The 15,136-nt window shown below is 44.0% G+C and carries 14 protein-coding genes; 5 read left to right on the top strand and 9 right to left on the bottom strand.

The window, feature by feature from the left end; all coding sequences use genetic code 11:
- Window positions 1-66: 66 nt before the first annotated feature.
- Window positions 67-306 carry an NHLP leader peptide family RiPP precursor gene (locus MHI51_RS04875; RefSeq protein WP_170914256.1) on the top strand — a complete coding sequence of 80 codons (240 nt, stop codon included), beginning with the start codon at window positions 67-69 and terminating at the stop codon, window positions 304-306.
- Window positions 307-316: 10 nt separating this feature from the next.
- On the opposite strand, the gene MHI51_RS04870 is transcribed toward MHI51_RS04875, so the two are convergent.
- Both MHI51_RS04870 and MHI51_RS04865 read right to left on the bottom strand, forming a co-directional pair.
- The gene (locus MHI51_RS04870; protein WP_256721819.1) at window positions 317-2,233 is read right to left on the bottom strand and encodes a sensor histidine kinase; all 1,917 of its coding nucleotides are present in this window, start codon (window positions 2,231-2,233) and stop codon (window positions 317-319) included.
- A gap of 113 nt (window positions 2,234-2,346) precedes the next feature.
- The gene (locus tag MHI51_RS04865; RefSeq protein WP_076218274.1) at window positions 2,347-4,245 is read right to left on the bottom strand and encodes a sensor histidine kinase; all 1,899 of its coding nucleotides are present in this window, start codon (window positions 4,243-4,245) and stop codon (window positions 2,347-2,349) included.
- A 257-nt stretch (window positions 4,246-4,502) separates the two neighbouring features.
- Between MHI51_RS04865 and MHI51_RS04860 the strand changes: the two genes are divergently transcribed.
- Window positions 4,503-4,907, top strand: a complete 405-nt coding sequence (locus MHI51_RS04860) for a hypothetical protein (protein ID WP_051490926.1) — start codon at window positions 4,503-4,505, stop codon at window positions 4,905-4,907.
- An 89-nt stretch (window positions 4,908-4,996) separates the two neighbouring features.
- Here MHI51_RS04860 and MHI51_RS04855 read toward each other — a convergent pair whose 3' ends face one another.
- Window positions 4,997-6,223 (bottom strand): MFS transporter, encoded by a 1,227-nt coding sequence (locus MHI51_RS04855; RefSeq protein ID WP_076129276.1) that lies wholly within the window; start codon window positions 6,221-6,223, stop codon window positions 4,997-4,999.
- 210 nt (window positions 6,224-6,433) lie between these two features.
- On the opposite strand from MHI51_RS04855, the gene MHI51_RS04850 reads away from it, so the two are divergent.
- Complete coding sequence (locus MHI51_RS04850) at window positions 6,434-7,093, top strand: peptidylprolyl isomerase (protein ID WP_076276857.1); 660 nt, start codon at window positions 6,434-6,436, stop codon at window positions 7,091-7,093.
- 135 nt (window positions 7,094-7,228) lie between these two features.
- Here the strand turns inward: MHI51_RS04850 and MHI51_RS04845 are convergent, their stop codons facing one another.
- The 3 genes from MHI51_RS04845 to MHI51_RS04835 all read right to left on the bottom strand — a co-directional run bounded on the left by MHI51_RS04845 (window position 7,229) and on the right by MHI51_RS04835 (window position 10,378).
- The gene (locus MHI51_RS04845) at window positions 7,229-8,335 is read right to left on the bottom strand and encodes a Glu/Leu/Phe/Val dehydrogenase (protein ID WP_405173639.1); all 1,107 of its coding nucleotides are present in this window, start codon (window positions 8,333-8,335) and stop codon (window positions 7,229-7,231) included.
- Window positions 8,336-8,539: 204 nt separating this feature from the next.
- The gene (locus MHI51_RS04840) at window positions 8,540-9,472 is read right to left on the bottom strand and encodes a manganese-dependent inorganic pyrophosphatase (RefSeq protein ID WP_076129278.1); all 933 of its coding nucleotides are present in this window, start codon (window positions 9,470-9,472) and stop codon (window positions 8,540-8,542) included.
- Window positions 9,473-9,571: 99 nt separating this feature from the next.
- On the bottom strand, window positions 9,572-10,378 hold the full coding sequence (locus MHI51_RS04835; RefSeq protein ID WP_076129279.1) for an AAC(3) family N-acetyltransferase: 807 nt from the start codon (window positions 10,376-10,378) through the stop codon (window positions 9,572-9,574).
- A gap of 179 nt (window positions 10,379-10,557) precedes the next feature.
- On the opposite strand from MHI51_RS04835, the gene MHI51_RS04830 reads away from it, so the two are divergent.
- Window positions 10,558-11,535: a ring-cleaving dioxygenase gene (locus MHI51_RS04830; RefSeq protein ID WP_076276829.1), complete on the top strand. Its 978-nt coding sequence runs from the start codon at window positions 10,558-10,560 to the stop codon at window positions 11,533-11,535.
- Between the two features lie 59 nt (window positions 11,536-11,594).
- Here MHI51_RS04830 and MHI51_RS04825 read toward each other — a convergent pair whose 3' ends face one another.
- A complete protein-coding gene (locus tag MHI51_RS04825; protein ID WP_076194170.1) occupies window positions 11,595-12,296 on the bottom strand; it encodes a YjjG family noncanonical pyrimidine nucleotidase in 702 nt (233 codons plus the stop codon).
- Between the two features lie 168 nt (window positions 12,297-12,464).
- Here MHI51_RS04825 and MHI51_RS04820 point away from each other — a divergent pair, with 168 nt between their 5' ends.
- Entirely contained in the window at window positions 12,465-13,400 is a 936-nt protein-coding gene (locus tag MHI51_RS04820; RefSeq protein WP_076129282.1) for an MraY family glycosyltransferase, read from the top strand.
- A gap of 433 nt (window positions 13,401-13,833) precedes the next feature.
- On the opposite strand, the gene MHI51_RS04815 is transcribed toward MHI51_RS04820, so the two are convergent.
- Window positions 13,834-14,355, bottom strand: coding sequence for a mismatch-specific DNA-glycosylase (locus MHI51_RS04815; protein WP_076276828.1), 522 nt, complete (start codon window positions 14,353-14,355; stop codon window positions 13,834-13,836).
- 39 nt (window positions 14,356-14,394) lie between these two features.
- Window positions 14,395-14,949 carry an RNA 2'-phosphotransferase gene (locus MHI51_RS04810; protein ID WP_076276827.1) on the bottom strand — a complete coding sequence of 185 codons (555 nt, stop codon included), beginning with the start codon at window positions 14,947-14,949 and terminating at the stop codon, window positions 14,395-14,397.
- Window positions 14,950-15,136 lie beyond the last annotated feature (187 nt).

Here is a 15,136-nt window from a genome sequence, read left to right as displayed (position 1 = left end):
TATTAGTAGTTTTGCTATGTTATATTATTAAAGGTAAATATATACAATTTGGGAAGGGTGATTATTATGTCAGAAGCAATTCTTAGAAATCAAGTCATTCAAAAGGCATGGGAAGATCCAAGTTTCAAGAAAAGACTACTCTCAGACCCAAAAGCGGCTCTCCAAGAAGCACTAGGCGTAATTATTCCCGACAGCGTTACCTTGAAAGCCGTTGAAGAAGGCTCCAACGAATTCTATCTTGTAATTCCACCAAGTCCTACATCCGATGTATTGAAGGCAACCGCAGCACCACGCGGTTCGTGGTAAGACAACAAGATTAACCCCCTAAGGAGTGAGAATCATCCGGAGCTTCTGCCAATGGCAGTATGGTGATGGATTCGGTTCCCACTCCTTTTTTGCTTGTAAATTTCACTTTACCTTGCATAGCTTCGATGATACGGAAAGTGACCATTAATCCAAGACCTGTCCCTTTATTCTTTTTAGTGAAATAAGGCTCTCCCAATCGGTGCAGGACATCCGCGTCCATCCCTTCCCCGTTGTCTTTGATATGAATGATTACGTTCTCCTCTTCCGCATACACCGACATATAGATAAACCCTTCGTCACGGAAAGATTCAATGCTATTTTTGATAATGTTGATGAAGGCTTGCTTAAACTTTGAGGAATTCCCCTTCACCCATAATTCGCCCGATACATCGAGAATCATTTTTCCTCCATTTAAATGACAAAGCGGCTGCATAATACTCTCAATATGCTTAAATTCATTATACAAATTCAGACTGGAAATCGTCTCAAATTCCGGTTTTGCGAAGGTTAAGAAATCCGTAATGATCCCGGAAGCACGATCCAGCTCACTAAGGGCCATCGACATAAATATTTCCTCTTCACCAACGGATTTCTCGCTAAGCAGCTGAAGGAAACCCCTAGTTACCTGGAGTGGATTCCGCACTTCATGAGCAACAGATGCAGCAAGCTCGCTAATAATTTCCATTTTTTCTGAACGCTGCAATTCGTTGTTAAAACGCTCTAATTCTTTAGAATAGTTAACAACCTGTTGATGGCTATAGGCTAGTCTTCGCTCCAGAATTACGATCAAGGAGATTATGAAGGCAACAATGCCCCACTTCCACAAGAATAAATCATAGTTCCCCTTATGAATGTAATACCACAGTAACTCTGACACTACAGTAAATGCAGCCGTTCCAAAGCCAATGGCAAAAATGATAGCGTCCCTATTCCCTTTAAGCGAAAATATAATCACACATACGATCAGCAAGATGAACTGAAGGATGAGGATGAACCCGATAATAGTGGTAGATACAAAATAATAAAACTCAATATAGCTATTATTCGATAGAAAATTGATCAAAAGACATAGCAAACAAAATGAGGAGTAAATGACTTGAAATTGACGAAAACGACGGACGATCGCATATTTTCCACTGCCAAATATTTTTTCAAATAAAAGAGTAAGCGCCGGTAAAAGTGAGAATAAAGCCAAATCAAGAAATACATTACTAATCGCGCCTAAATCGCTGTAAAAGGTATAAATAAAAGGAGAATAGGTTATCGAGAGAATTCCGGTTGAACCTATTACAACGGCTAGTGAAGCCACACTGGAAAAATAGTCCCTATTAATGTAGAGAGAGCTTATAAATAGAACGATAGCCACAAGAAAAAAAGCACAGCCCAAAATCACATCGCTGAGTCCATTTTTAATATAATCATTGATTAACAGGTTGTGTTCACCGATCACCACTTCATTTTTAATTCCGATTCTATCCTGCAGCGTTTCAGTCCAAATGTATAATGTTTTCCCACTATCGCTTTGACTCAAAGGCAACAACAAAGAATAGTTATCCTTAATATAATTACGATCTTCCTCGAAGATCAAACGGTCGTTCACATACACCTTCACATGAAGAGCATATAGAGTATCAATGTAGATTGAAGGGGAGATATAACTAAAGTTAGGTATGGAAATACGAGTCCAAGAAGTGGATACGCCTGATGGCAGATGTGGGATTTCCTTCGTAGCATTCACATTTATCCAATACTGCTGGTCATTATTCTGTGGAACCTCTACGCCGCTGTTTTCGGTTCCATCGCCCCATCTCATCTGCCAACTGGTAATTTCTTGGGATGGATATGGGGTCGCTGCTGATACAACAATTGAACTATATCCTATCAGAAGGAGAGTAAGAGCTATTGCTATATGTAGGACTTTAATCATCAAGCGCATATATGCACCTCAGAAGTAAGTATCAGAAACAATATTCTGTCTGTACTACTTCGCTCAGCCCCTCACTCTTTCCTTCTAAAAAACGGAATTATCATAAATTACTTCTAAATTCTTCTAAGTTCTGGTATTTTTACTATAATTTCAGTCCCTTCCCCTTTCTCACTGCGAAACTCAGTGCATCCCTCCATCGCCTCAATAATCCGAAAGGTTACCATCAGTCCAAGCCCCGTTCCTTTGGTCTTATTGGAGTAATAAGGTTCCCCTAACCGAGCCAGCTCATTCCGGTTCATCCCTTCCCCATTATCATGAACACTGATTATTATATGTTTTCCAGACTTCCAGGCTGTGACTTTAATCAGCCCATTGTCCTTTAAAGCTTCGATGCTATTTTTGAGAATGTTGATAAACGCTTGCTTGAACTTGGCAGATGATCCAGTAACGTAAAGTCCTGGCTGCAGATTAAGTTCAATGACGCCCCCTTGCAGATTCGCTAACGGAGAAAGAATACCCGTCACATGCCTCAACTCTTCGGACACATCAAGCTGCTCTACGGTTTCAAGTCCTGGTTTAGCGAAGGTTAGGAAGTCTGTAATAATGAGCGTAGCTCGATCCAGTTCTGTCACTGCCATTTGCAGATATTCCCGCTCCTTTTGATCTGAACGCTCCCCAAGAATCTGCAGAAACCCCCGGGTAACCTGCAATGGATTCCGTACTTCATGGGCAACCGAAGCTGCCAGCTCACTAATAATCTCCATCTTCTCCGAGCGCTGCAAATCATTATTGAACTTCTCAAGCTGATGGGAATATTCAATAAGCTGTTCATGGTTTCGAGTAAACCTTCTTCCCAGAATGACGATTAAGGCAATTACGAAAATCACCATTCCCCATTTCCACCAATATAATTGATAGGATTGCCCCGATGCATAGAACATGACCAGTTCACTAAGAGACATGAAAGCAAATATTGAGAACCCTGAAGTAAAAATAACAGCATCTACATTGCCACGGTTCGCGTGTATAAACGCTAAGCTGATCAAAAGTATAATTTGTACAATCATAAGGATACCTAGCACACTCGTAGTCATCAATCGATAAAAGTCATCCACCTGATAGGACAGAAGAATATTAATAACCATTAGGGAAAAACAAAATACAGAATAGACAATTTGAAACTTACGGAAACGTGTAACGATTCTCTTTTTCCCTGGACCAAATATTTTCTCAAAATAAAATGTAAAGGATGGCAAAAGCGTATATAAAGCTACATCAAAGAAAACAAGTACGATCTCTCCATAATCGCCGAGGATTGTCGGCAGGAACGATGAATACGTTACCACTAAGACGCCAATGGATAAAATAATCAGCACCAATAGATATCCGCCTGAAAAATAGCCTTTTCTCATGAATAGCGAGCAGATCAGCAGTACAACCGCAATAAAAATAAGCGTCGTTCCAATGATCAGATCCATTAAGCCCTGCTTTACATAAACAGATAACAGCTCATCGTATTGGCCTACTCTTATTTCGCCGTGGATCCCTAAGTCTTTGCTGCCACCATGGGTCCATAAATATAGCTGTTGTCCTCCAACACTTTTGGACAGAGGAATAAAAACCTTACTGCCATTGAAATTAAAATCTTTTCCGGAATCATATATTAATTCGTTATTTAAATAAGCCTTAACATTATTTCCATATACTTTATCTATGAATAACGCAGATTTATCACTAATTTGTGGTAAAGTAAACCGCAGCCAGGCTGAGGTTGCTCCACTTGGAGTCTCTGGGCTTTTCCCATGAGGCATAACACGAGTCCATTCTTCATCAAGAGCTGCCACAGCTTCTTCAATATGATCTATTTCTATACGTTCAAATTTAATCTCCCAATTGGGCAGCGTAGAGTCTGATGATTCAGCACTCACTATCGCCGTACCAAAAGGAACCATAGCGGTCAGCAGTAGAATTAATAAAAAAGCAGCCGCTATATTGAGCTTTGGCAACTTCATCGTAGCACCTCAGTAATTCATTAGTTGTTTAAACGTTCATATATGCTTCTTAATTTCGACAAGCTTCGCACTATCCCTGCCTATTCTTGTAAATTTTCTCGAAAAAGAACGTTTTTCATCGGCTTTTGCTTTCACCCATTTTTTACTAATCCAATATAGACATACCCATTTATTGGATCAGCGATTCGATCATGGTCAAACGGGTAAAGATAAACATAGGAAGTTCAAATTTTATCATAAAAAAGGAGTGAACGGCTATGGATAGTTCACCAAATAAAACTGAAGCTGACTTTGAATATGAACGTTATATACAAGCTGATATGGATGAAGAGGATATTGTTGATGATGACGCAGATCCTGTCTTGGTTGGCGATAAATACTTGGCAGCAGATATTGGTTTAAACTCACCTAAGGATGTAATCGAAAGAGATGAGCTGGTGGAATCCGATGCATATCTAGCCGCTGAAACCGCAGGATTAACCCTAGATGATACGGATTATACTAAGGATGAGGAACTCTTGGAGATGGAAGAAGAAGATCAGCCGCTGGAGGATGTTCCAGATGCAGACGATGTATATCCAAATTCCATTATTGACCCTGCCTCCCCGCCAGTGGATGTTATGCCGGGAACAGACGTTTTGAACGGTTCGCAGGGAGAATAGCAGCTTAATATGAATAAAGCCGCCGGGCTGTGAGCCCGGCGGCTTTATGTTGTTTCTTCTAAATAACGACATGCTCAATGAGGTAGCAGTTAGCTCTGCATCGTTGTTGGCTGTTCTGCGGGACGAGCAGCGGCGATTTGCGCTTCCAGCTTGCGGGTCTTAACCAATATCGCTGCTACCAGCAGCATCACTCCATTGATTACAAACACCCAGCGAATTGGAATAACCGCGCCCAATAAGCCGCCGATAATCGGTCCAGCCATCGTCGCAAGCTGAGATGCCGCCTGATTCAGGCCAAAGGCCCGTCCACGGAATCCCGGCTCAATTACTTGTACAATCATGGCATTGACTGACGGCAGCACACCTGCATAGAACAAGCCGTATGCAAAGCGAAGGATAGCGAACTCTACATAGCCCGAAACAAAAAACTGTAGAATATTACCGATCCCGCCCCCGATCAGACCAATAAATAAGATCATCCCAAAGCCTTTTCGGCTGCCGAGTCTGCCCCACTGCGGAGCCATCAGCACCGTAGCAATCCCCACAGCAGAGAATACGATTCCCGAGCTTAGCGAGGCACTATTTTTGGAGATCCCCATGTCCAGTAGATAAATTGGGATTAACGGTTCCAGAATCATAACGGAGAAGGTACTGATTCCCGCCAGCGAGAGCAAAGTAATAAAAGCTCGGTTACTTCTCGCTTCCCTGATATCATCACTTACATGTGACCTTGGAGCCGAACGGTCGAAGTTCTCCTCTTTTGCAAAAAAAGTAGCAATGAGCGCTGAGATAAGTACAATACCCGCTGAGAATAAAAAAGCAATCCGGTTGCTGGTATAATAGCTCACTACACCGCCAATTAATGGCCCAATAATACTACCTGTCGCTCCGGCTGTAGACATAATACTTAAAGCGTACCCCGTCTTATGCTCAGGTGTATTGGTGGCTACCATTGCAATAGCTGCTGGAACAAAACCGGCAAGCAGTCCTTGCAGCACACGCACAATCAAAAAAACATAAGGATCATGTACAAAATAATTAATAAGGTATAAAGCTGCCAGACTAAAACCCGAGCGAATAAGCATCGGTTTCCGACCATACTTGTCGGCTAGCGAACCCCAATAGGGAGAGATTAAAGCGCTGGCAAGAAAGGTTATTCCAAAACTAACCCCTGACCAAATCTCCAAATGATTTGAAACCCCAAGTTCGTCGCTCAAAAAAATGGAAAGGAAGGGAATCGAGATCGAATAAGCTGTACTACAAAAGAAAACCCCTACCCAAAGCACGATCAAATTCCGCTTCCACGAAAAGAGCATCCTATGCACATCCTTTCTCGATGTTCTCTTTGGAAACATCCTACCATTGTAAACTTCTTTTTAAGATGTGCCAATCCCAGAAGTCATAACTGACCTTTGCATGTAATAGGACAAAGGAGGTATTATGGGAAGTACCTACGAGATTATTCAATAAAAAGGAGAGATTATTTAGTGAAGTCTACACGAACAAAATCCGCTATTCTTCTGATCATGTTATGCCTGGTCATGGTTATTGCGGCAGGTTGCGGTAACAAGCCAAACAATAACAATGCAAGCAGTAATAATGGAAGCAGCGGATCAGCACCTGGGGAAGGTGCAGCCCCAACTGAAGGCGTTCCTTCAGCTACGGCAAGTCATCCCTTAGTAACCATTGAAATGGGAGACGGGGATATCATCCAAGCTGAGCTATACCCTGAGGTTGCCCCTAACACCGTAAACAATTTCATCTCACTTATTCAAAAAGGATTTTATGATAACACTATATTCCATAGAGTAATTCCTAACTTCATGATTCAAGGCGGCGACCCTGATGGTACAGGTATGGGAGGCCCGGGTTACAGTATCGCCGGAGAATTCTCTGGCAACGGGTTCACCAATAACCTTCTGCATACAGAAGGTGTTCTATCCATGGCAAGATCACAGGCTCCTGACTCTGCCGGTTCCCAGTTCTTTATTATGGATGCAGCTTACCCTAGTCTAGATGGAAGCTACGCCGCTTTTGGTAAAGTAACTGAAGGAATCGAAGCTGTAAAAAGAATTGTGAGCCTGCCTCGTGACGGTTCTGATCGTCCAGATGAGCCACCAGTCATGAAAAAGGTGACGGTCGACACCTTCGGCGTCACTTACCCAGAACCGCAAAAGGTTCAGTAATTAGGAATAAGCAGAAACCACGTTACCGTCCTCGAAATAAAATAAACGTTTCTTGTAGAAATAAAAGAACATAAAAAACTCGGCAGTCCCTCCGAAGTTGTAATCGGATGGAAATTGCCGAGTTTTTTTTACAGCTTATCCCCGCAGCGATCTTCTGCTAAGTGCATGTTGACCATTACGCAGAAAGGTGCTGCGGCTATTTCTTAATAGCGCTATCCGGTCCTCTGCAAGCTGGTTTGCAGCGGCATAAGTAGGTATTCCGTTCAAACGGGAAATTTTCATTACGCGGGTAATATTGTCGTAAATCTTCGCCACCTGCTTAAAGGCACGTTCCTTATTATAGCCGTTCAGCTCGTCCGCAATATTAATGACGCCACCTGCATTAATCACGTAATCTGGAGCATATACAATCCCCATCTCATGAAGTGCATCACCATGCGAGGAATCCTTCAGCTGATTATTAGCAGCTCCTGCAATCACTTTCGCCTTGATTAACCGTAAGGATTCATCGTTAATTGTCGCTCCAAGAGCGCAAGGAGCATAAATATCACAATCTACACTGATGATATCGCCTGGATCTACAGCCTTGGCGCCATAGGCCTCTACTGCACGTTGAACGGCTGGTTTATGGATGTCCGTTACGATAAGCTGTGCTCCTTCTTCATGAAGATGTTTGCACAGTGTAAAGGCCACGTTCCCCACACCTTGAACAGCTACTGTCTTCCCTTCGAGCGAATCACTGCCAAAGGCGGCTTTAGCGGCTGCCTTCATTCCTTGGTAAACACCGTAAGCCGTTGCTGGTGACGGATTGCCCGAAGAACCGTACGTTGGTGAGGTGCCAGTAACATAATCTGTCTCTTGATAAATAATGTTCATGTCCTCTTCCGTAGTCCCTACATCTTCAGCAGTTATGTACCGTCCATTTAAACCTTGTATGTATCTTCCGAAAGCACGGAACATGGCTTCATTTTTATCCTTCTTGGGATCTCCAATGATTACTGTTTTCCCACCACCCAAATTCAGGCCGGATACTGCATTTTTATAGGTCATCCCTTTTGCTAATCGAAGCGCATCAACAATAGCTTCCTCTTCCGTAGCATAGGTCCACATCCGCGTTCCACCCAGTGCTGGTCCTAGTGTCGTGTCATGAATCGCGATGATCGCCTTTAATCCCGATGCCTTATCCTGACAAAATAATAATTCCTCGTAGTCGTCCCGTTCCAATGCTGCAAACAATTCCATTTCCAATATCCCCTATCCCTTTGTCATATTCCTCATGCTGGTTCAAAGTTCATGCAATTGGAAGAGGATCAGTTGGATCCCCTCCCAAAATATTGTAGCAGAATACGCCGTAAAACAAAAAGAACTCATGTCACCATCTTAACTACTGATGGGGCATGAGCTCTTTTTATCCAATCTACTCTCATAGACAACTGTCAAAATGCTTTACAGTTTAGCAATCGTCTCTGTAAGTACCGGTACGATTTGTGATTTACGGGATACTACACCTTTAAGAAGGGCTTTATTGTCATCAAGCTTCACGTTGTACGCCTGTTCTACTGCACCTGCAACACGGCCCAGAGCCAGACCCACCGAATCGTTGTTGAGGATATCTGTAACTACGAACAGGAACAGATCCAATTCTTTTTCAGCAATAATGGAAGTCAGTGCAGTTTCCAGTTCAGCCTGCTTGGAGAGTACATCATTAACGTCAACCGCGTTCACTTGGGCGATTTCTACTTTGTATTCACCCATTTTGAATTCCTTAGCATCCAAGGAGATCAGTTGAGCGATACTCTTGTCGCTAAGATCAGCACCAGCCTTCAGCATATCAAGGCCGTAGCTTTCTGCATTTACACCAGCGATTTCAGCCAATTCGCGTGCTGCAGCTACATCTTCAGCGGTGCAGGTTGGAGATTTAAACAGCAAGGAATCAGAAATGATTGCAGACAACATCAATCCGGCGATGTCTTTAGGGATAGCTACACCGTTTTCTTTATACATTTTGTTAAGAATAGTAGCAGTACAGCCTACTGGCTCAGCACGGTAGTATAACGGATGTGCAGTCTCAAAATTAGCGATCCGGTGATGGTCGATAACTTCAATTACACGCACTCGATCAATGTCATTCGCACTTTGTTGGCGTTCATTATGGTCAACAAGAATAACCTGATTAGCTTCTCCAGCTACGTTCTCTACCAGACGAGGAGCCTCAACTCCGAAATGATCAAGCGCAAATTGCGTTTCACCACTAACGTCACCCAGACGAACTGGCTCAGCATCCCAGCCTAATTCTTTTTTGAGTGCTGCATAAGCAATTGCCGAACAAATAGTATCCGTATCCGGATTTTTGTGTCCAAAGACCAATGTTTTTTCCATTTCCAATCTCCTTACTATGTTTTAGTGAGATTAATATACCATACATTGATAGCGTCTTCCAGATTGTGCGAGCTGAAAAAATGGTTTAGCCTCTCCCACCTACGGTTGTTCACGTCTGGTCTTTGGAAGCGGATCTGGTTTGGACTCACCATGCAGCGGTTCATTATCGGAGAAAAGATCAGGGTTCTCTTTTAGCATCAGGCTTAAAATATCCGTCGTTTCTACTGTTCCACACACTCTAACTAGTGCATCCCCGAAGTTCCCCTTACGCATGGCACCGCCTTCCTCAAGCTCGCGTTCCACTTTCCAAAAATGCTCCGACCAAGAGAGACCACAATGTCTGCGAGAAGGCACCATGATTTCATCGCCACCCGGCGTCACCGTATATAATTCCTCATGACTATCCGTCATTCTGCCCGGAATATCCACCCACTCTTCAATACCGTGAATGAACGTATTCCGCCGCAGATCGACGCCCAGCAGTACTATTTCCGCCTTCCGATCAAGCAGCTTGCCCCACACTGAACCACGGGCGCATGGCGTATCCCAACGTTCATCCCCTGCAGTAAACGCCTCAGCATCAACACCCAAAGCCGCTACAGAGTGAGTCGGATGCCAAGAGCGGACAACACCTGGACGTTTTCTGAACAGCTCGGGTAATATCCCTACACAAGATGGGGAATCTTGAACAAAGAAGCGCGGATTATCCGCATTAATATAAGCCCATGTATGCGTTGGCAAAACAAGCAGCCCATCCTTCATATATTCACTGAGTGCATCCAGCACCGTGTTCGCGCCTCCTTCTACTTCGCCAACACTTTTTAACGAGGAATGAACTAAAATGGTCCCCCGTGGATCAATCCCTAACTCCTGTAATTGTTTCATCAAGCTTGTTGTTGTGTGCACTATTCTCTCTCCTTATGTATGAATTAAATTTCATGAAACATTAATATCCACTTGCAAAAGTTTCTTATTACTATTAAAATTATAGTAACTTAATAATATTCACCAAAGATTTTATCGATATATTAACAATAAATTAAAATAATCCACAAACCCAAAGCATTTACACGGAGGTAACTACCATGAGTTTAACGTTAAAAGGACTTCACCATGTCTCAGCTATTACAGGCAAAGCACAGGAGAACTTTAAGTTCTATACAGAGGTACTTGGACTGCGTCTCATTAAAAAAACAGTAAATCAGGATGATATTTCAGTGTACCATTTATTCTATGGAGATGAGAAGGGGAATCCCGGAACCGAATTAACCTTTTTCGAGCTTCCGATGGCAGGCCGCAACCGAGAGGGCAATAACAGCATCTCCGCGCTCTCCCTTCGATTGCCAAGCGATGCCGCACTTACCTACTGGGAGCAACGCTTCACCGAGCTTAACGTGGAGCATGGGACGATACAGGAACTTGGTGGACGCCAGACTTTATCCTTCCGCGATCACGAGAGCCAACGTTTCATTCTCGTATCCGACGAAAATGATAACGGTGTTGCCGGCGGTACTCCTTGGGCTAAAAGCCCAGTACCTGCCCAATATGGCATTGTAGGCTTAGGACCCGCACATCTCACAGTAGAAAGTGCAGAACATACAGCGGTAGTGCTGGAGCAGTTGCTCGGCTTCCGCCGTATAGGAACCTACCCTTCAACAGTTGCCGGTCAGCCAGATGTGCTCGTATTCGAGACTGGTGAAGGCGGATCAGGTGCTGAGGTTCATCTGGAGGAACGCAATGATCTGGAGCAAGAGCATTTGGGACGTGGCGGGGTACATCACGTCGCATTCCGCGTAGATAATGAAGACGAATTGAAGCAATGGATCGAACACATCCGCCAGGCACAGCTTCCTAATTCCGGTTTCGTCGACCGCTTCTACTTCCGTTCCCTCTATTTCCGCGAGCCTAACGGCATCCTTTTTGAGTTGGCTACAGACGGACCAGGCTTTGCTACAGATGAGCCTATGGAAAGTTTAGGTGAATCCCTTGCGCTGCCGCCATTTCTGGAATCGAAACGCCAGCAAATCGAGGCTTATCTGAAGCCGCTGGATACTCGGCAATAAACCTCTTCAGGTTACTAAATAAAAGGTGTGAGCCGCTTATGCGCTCACACCTTATTTTATTATTGAAGGTTAGTAGCTTTCCCTACAATATCTAGTAGCTCCGACAGGTTTCGGATTTCGTATTTTGGCTGAACGCCGGACTCATTAATCTTCCCTAGCGGGTTAAACCAGCAGGTATCAATCCCATAATTAATTCCGCCTTGAATATCAGAGGTTAAGGAGTCACCCACAATCAATACTTTTTCCTTATCTTCAATCCCCAATTTGGCAAAAGCATAATCAAAAATCCCCGTCTCTGGCTTCTGACATCCTGCCTCCTCTGAGATAATGATCTGCTCAAATGTATCACTCAGCAGCGAGCCTTGGATTCTGGAAGTTTGCACATCCTTGATTCCATTCGTGATAATCGCCAGGCGGCAATCTGCAAGCTCTCCGCATAGCTCGATTGCTCCCTGCATCAGAAAGGTTCCTTCGCCTAAGAAACGTAGATAGGCCTCACTGAATGTTTCAGGATCAAGCTCAAGCGCATGTGCAGCAAACAACCGATTGAACCGCTCTACCCGCAGCGCCGCAGATGAAATCCTTCCTTGTTCTAAATCCCTCCACAATGCGTGGTTAATCTCTTGATAACTGGCAGCATAATCTGCTGCACCTGTGGGCATCCCAAAGTGTAGAAAGGCATTAGACAATGCGTGACTTTCTGCCATTCCATAATCAAACAACGTATCGTCGGCATCAAATAAAATAACATCGTATTTCATAAATATCCCCCAAAGGCTTTTCTCAACAAGGTACTACAGCGTTGCTGGCAAGTCAACTTCACACCCCTCACGACAAAATTTTACTTTTTTAAGGTAGATTTAATCGATCTGTGGTATTTTAAAAAGAAAACGGTGGTGAGCGTCATTTTATACGTTTTATCATTTCTAATGTCATTTCTTATCGTCTACTTTCTAATTCCGCCGCTCGGCAAGCTTGCTTTTCGGCTTGATTTTGTGGACAAGCCTCGGCAGGACGTTGAGCGTAAAATTCATAGAGAGCCCATTCCGCTAACGGCCAGCTACGCCATATTCATCGGATTTTTTATCACTTATCTGGTGTTCGCGCGTGATTTCTCCATGGAGACTGTCGCATTATTTGTAGGTGGCGTACTGTTGCTGACCATAGGCACGGTGGATGATTGGTACAAAACGAAAGGCAAAGATTTCCCAGCTCTGCCCAAGTTAATTGTACAAGTTAGCGCAGCGATCCTGGTTTATGTTTCTGGCAATGCCTTTACCGGATTCTACAATCCATTCTCAGGCGATTATATCGTTTTGCCTGTCATTCTATCGTTTCTGCTGACGATTATCTGGATCTTCGGTGTAACCACAGTTATTAATTTCTCGGATGGCATGGACGGTCTGGCTGGTGCCTTGACGGCCATTTCGGCGATTACATTATTTGTTGTCGCACTGGCAAAGGGGCAATCCTCATCTGCCATTATGGCAATTTCACTGATTGGCGTTACGCTTGCTTATCTGCGCTACAATAAGCCGCCCGCAAAAATCTTTATGGGCGACGCCGGGGCAACCTTTCTCGGCTTCATCCTAGCGGTAATTGCACTCGACGGAGCGTTCAAGCAAGCCACCGTCCTGTCGCTGTTCATTCCGATTCTGGCGCTGGGCGTACCGATCTTCGACAACATTTTTGTCGTAGTCAAACGTTTCATCCAAGGCAAGTCCATTTATCAAGCCGATGCCACCCAGGCTCATTACCGCCTGCTTCGGGCAGGCCTGAACCAGAAGCAGGTCGTTGCCGTGCTTTGCCTGATTAGTGTTTGCCTATCCTTATCCTCTATCATTCTGCTGCTGATTGAGACCTAATGTATTAGGGACTAAGGGCATGTCTCATATACTGAGACTGCCCTTTGAAGTTACAAAAGGAGCCAGATTCCGATATGGAATCTGGCTCCTTTTGTGTTTGAGGGTATTCTAGAGTAGCGAGAGATAGCTAAGATGCGGGAGTTTGCCAGAGCTTGCGAGAGCTACGGGATCTGCGGGATCTACAGAGATCCACAGAGATCTACAGCGAACTCTCCCGCCTTTATCCTTACGGACTCAGGCGCCGTTATTCGTGGATTTTCGGCCATTCAGTGGTGTTTTCGGACTCCAAAGACACTATCACACCAAATCGGACGCATTTTCAGTCTATTTCCACCCAATAGCTGCATTGGTGTCCGATAGCGCACAAATTAGAGTGATTTGTTACTTTTAACGACTCCTGTGTCCTTTAGCACCTTAACTCCAAATACATCAATCACCCATCGTTCTCTTGCGTAAACTCGGCTAATCTGCGATAAATCCCAACGATCTCTTCCATCGGCATTCTAACTAATCCGCTAGAAGAGGGTGCAACAAATTCACGAACGCCATCTATATTTGGAGGCACGTCCCCTTGAAATCCCCAGTTAGCTTTTGTTCTGCGACTAAACTCTGTATATACACCCTTACCTACAAAACAGGCGACTTGAGGCCGATATTTCTCCAGCTTGGAGCGAAGCATTTCCCGACCCTCCTGGTATTCTTCACGAGTAATATCGTCGATTCCCCGTGTGGGACGGGCAACAATATTTGTAAACCCATAGCCCAGCTTAAGCAAGTCCCCATCCTCAGACGCATCATACAACCGGGGAGTAAGCCCAGACTGATGTAATATTCTCCAGAAATTATTCCGCGGATTCGCGTAATGATGTCCTACCTCGCCAGAACGGATACTAGGATTGAACCCAATAAATACAATCTGTAATCCGTGATCTAAGTGATCTGGAATTTCATCCATGTTATTATGCCTCCTAACCAAACGTCGATCTAGTTCAACTTACGGGGTATACACCTTAAGACAGGAAGGCGGTATATGACCTGCCAACCATACCTTATTACCCGCATTATAAAAGGTTACACCCATTTGACCCGCTCTAATCGTATCAACGGTTAACAATATCAATTTCCCTCTGCGACTTCCGGCTAAACTGGCAAAATGAGTCCCTTCAGACAAATGAACATACTGCCGTCCCATCGATTGGAGCCCCTCCTCCAAAATCACAGAAAGCACACCAGAATGAGTTCCGTGAAAAAGTATAGCAGGCGGAGTCCCCGGCCCATAAGTGATTTTTGTATGGCTATGCCCGTACCGGGCTTTGATCCGGTCGTCAATGATTTCCAATCGTTGCTTGTCACAATCTGCGACCACTTGCCGAATATCTCCCACAGTCACCTCTGACCATCTAGGAGTGCTTACAATAACAGACAGTAAATCATCCAACCTACAGGAACCATCCTCTGGATCCAAAATAAGACCATATTGCTCTGGGGTATGCCGAAGCAGCTTAGTCATAAACTTACTTAACAACACTTCCGCTGTATTGTTTAACATTATATTTACACCTCAATTTTTCCTATTTATATTATTCTACAGTAAAGGATCTCTTCGAAGCAGATTCCAGAGGCATTACAGCAATCACACATCCATGTATTACCTCTTACTATGCAAAAAAGACCATGGACTCTATCGTCCATGGTCGGGCTTCACCTAAATACAAAACTCCTTACCAGTTAATACA

Origin of the sequence: Paenibacillus sp. FSL H8-0260, from assembly GCF_045040625.1 — a bacterium.
Taxonomy (GTDB): Bacteria; Bacillota; Bacilli; order Paenibacillales; family Paenibacillaceae; genus Paenibacillus_AQ; species Paenibacillus_AQ odorifer.
This window is presented reverse-complemented; position numbering and strand designations above follow the sequence as displayed.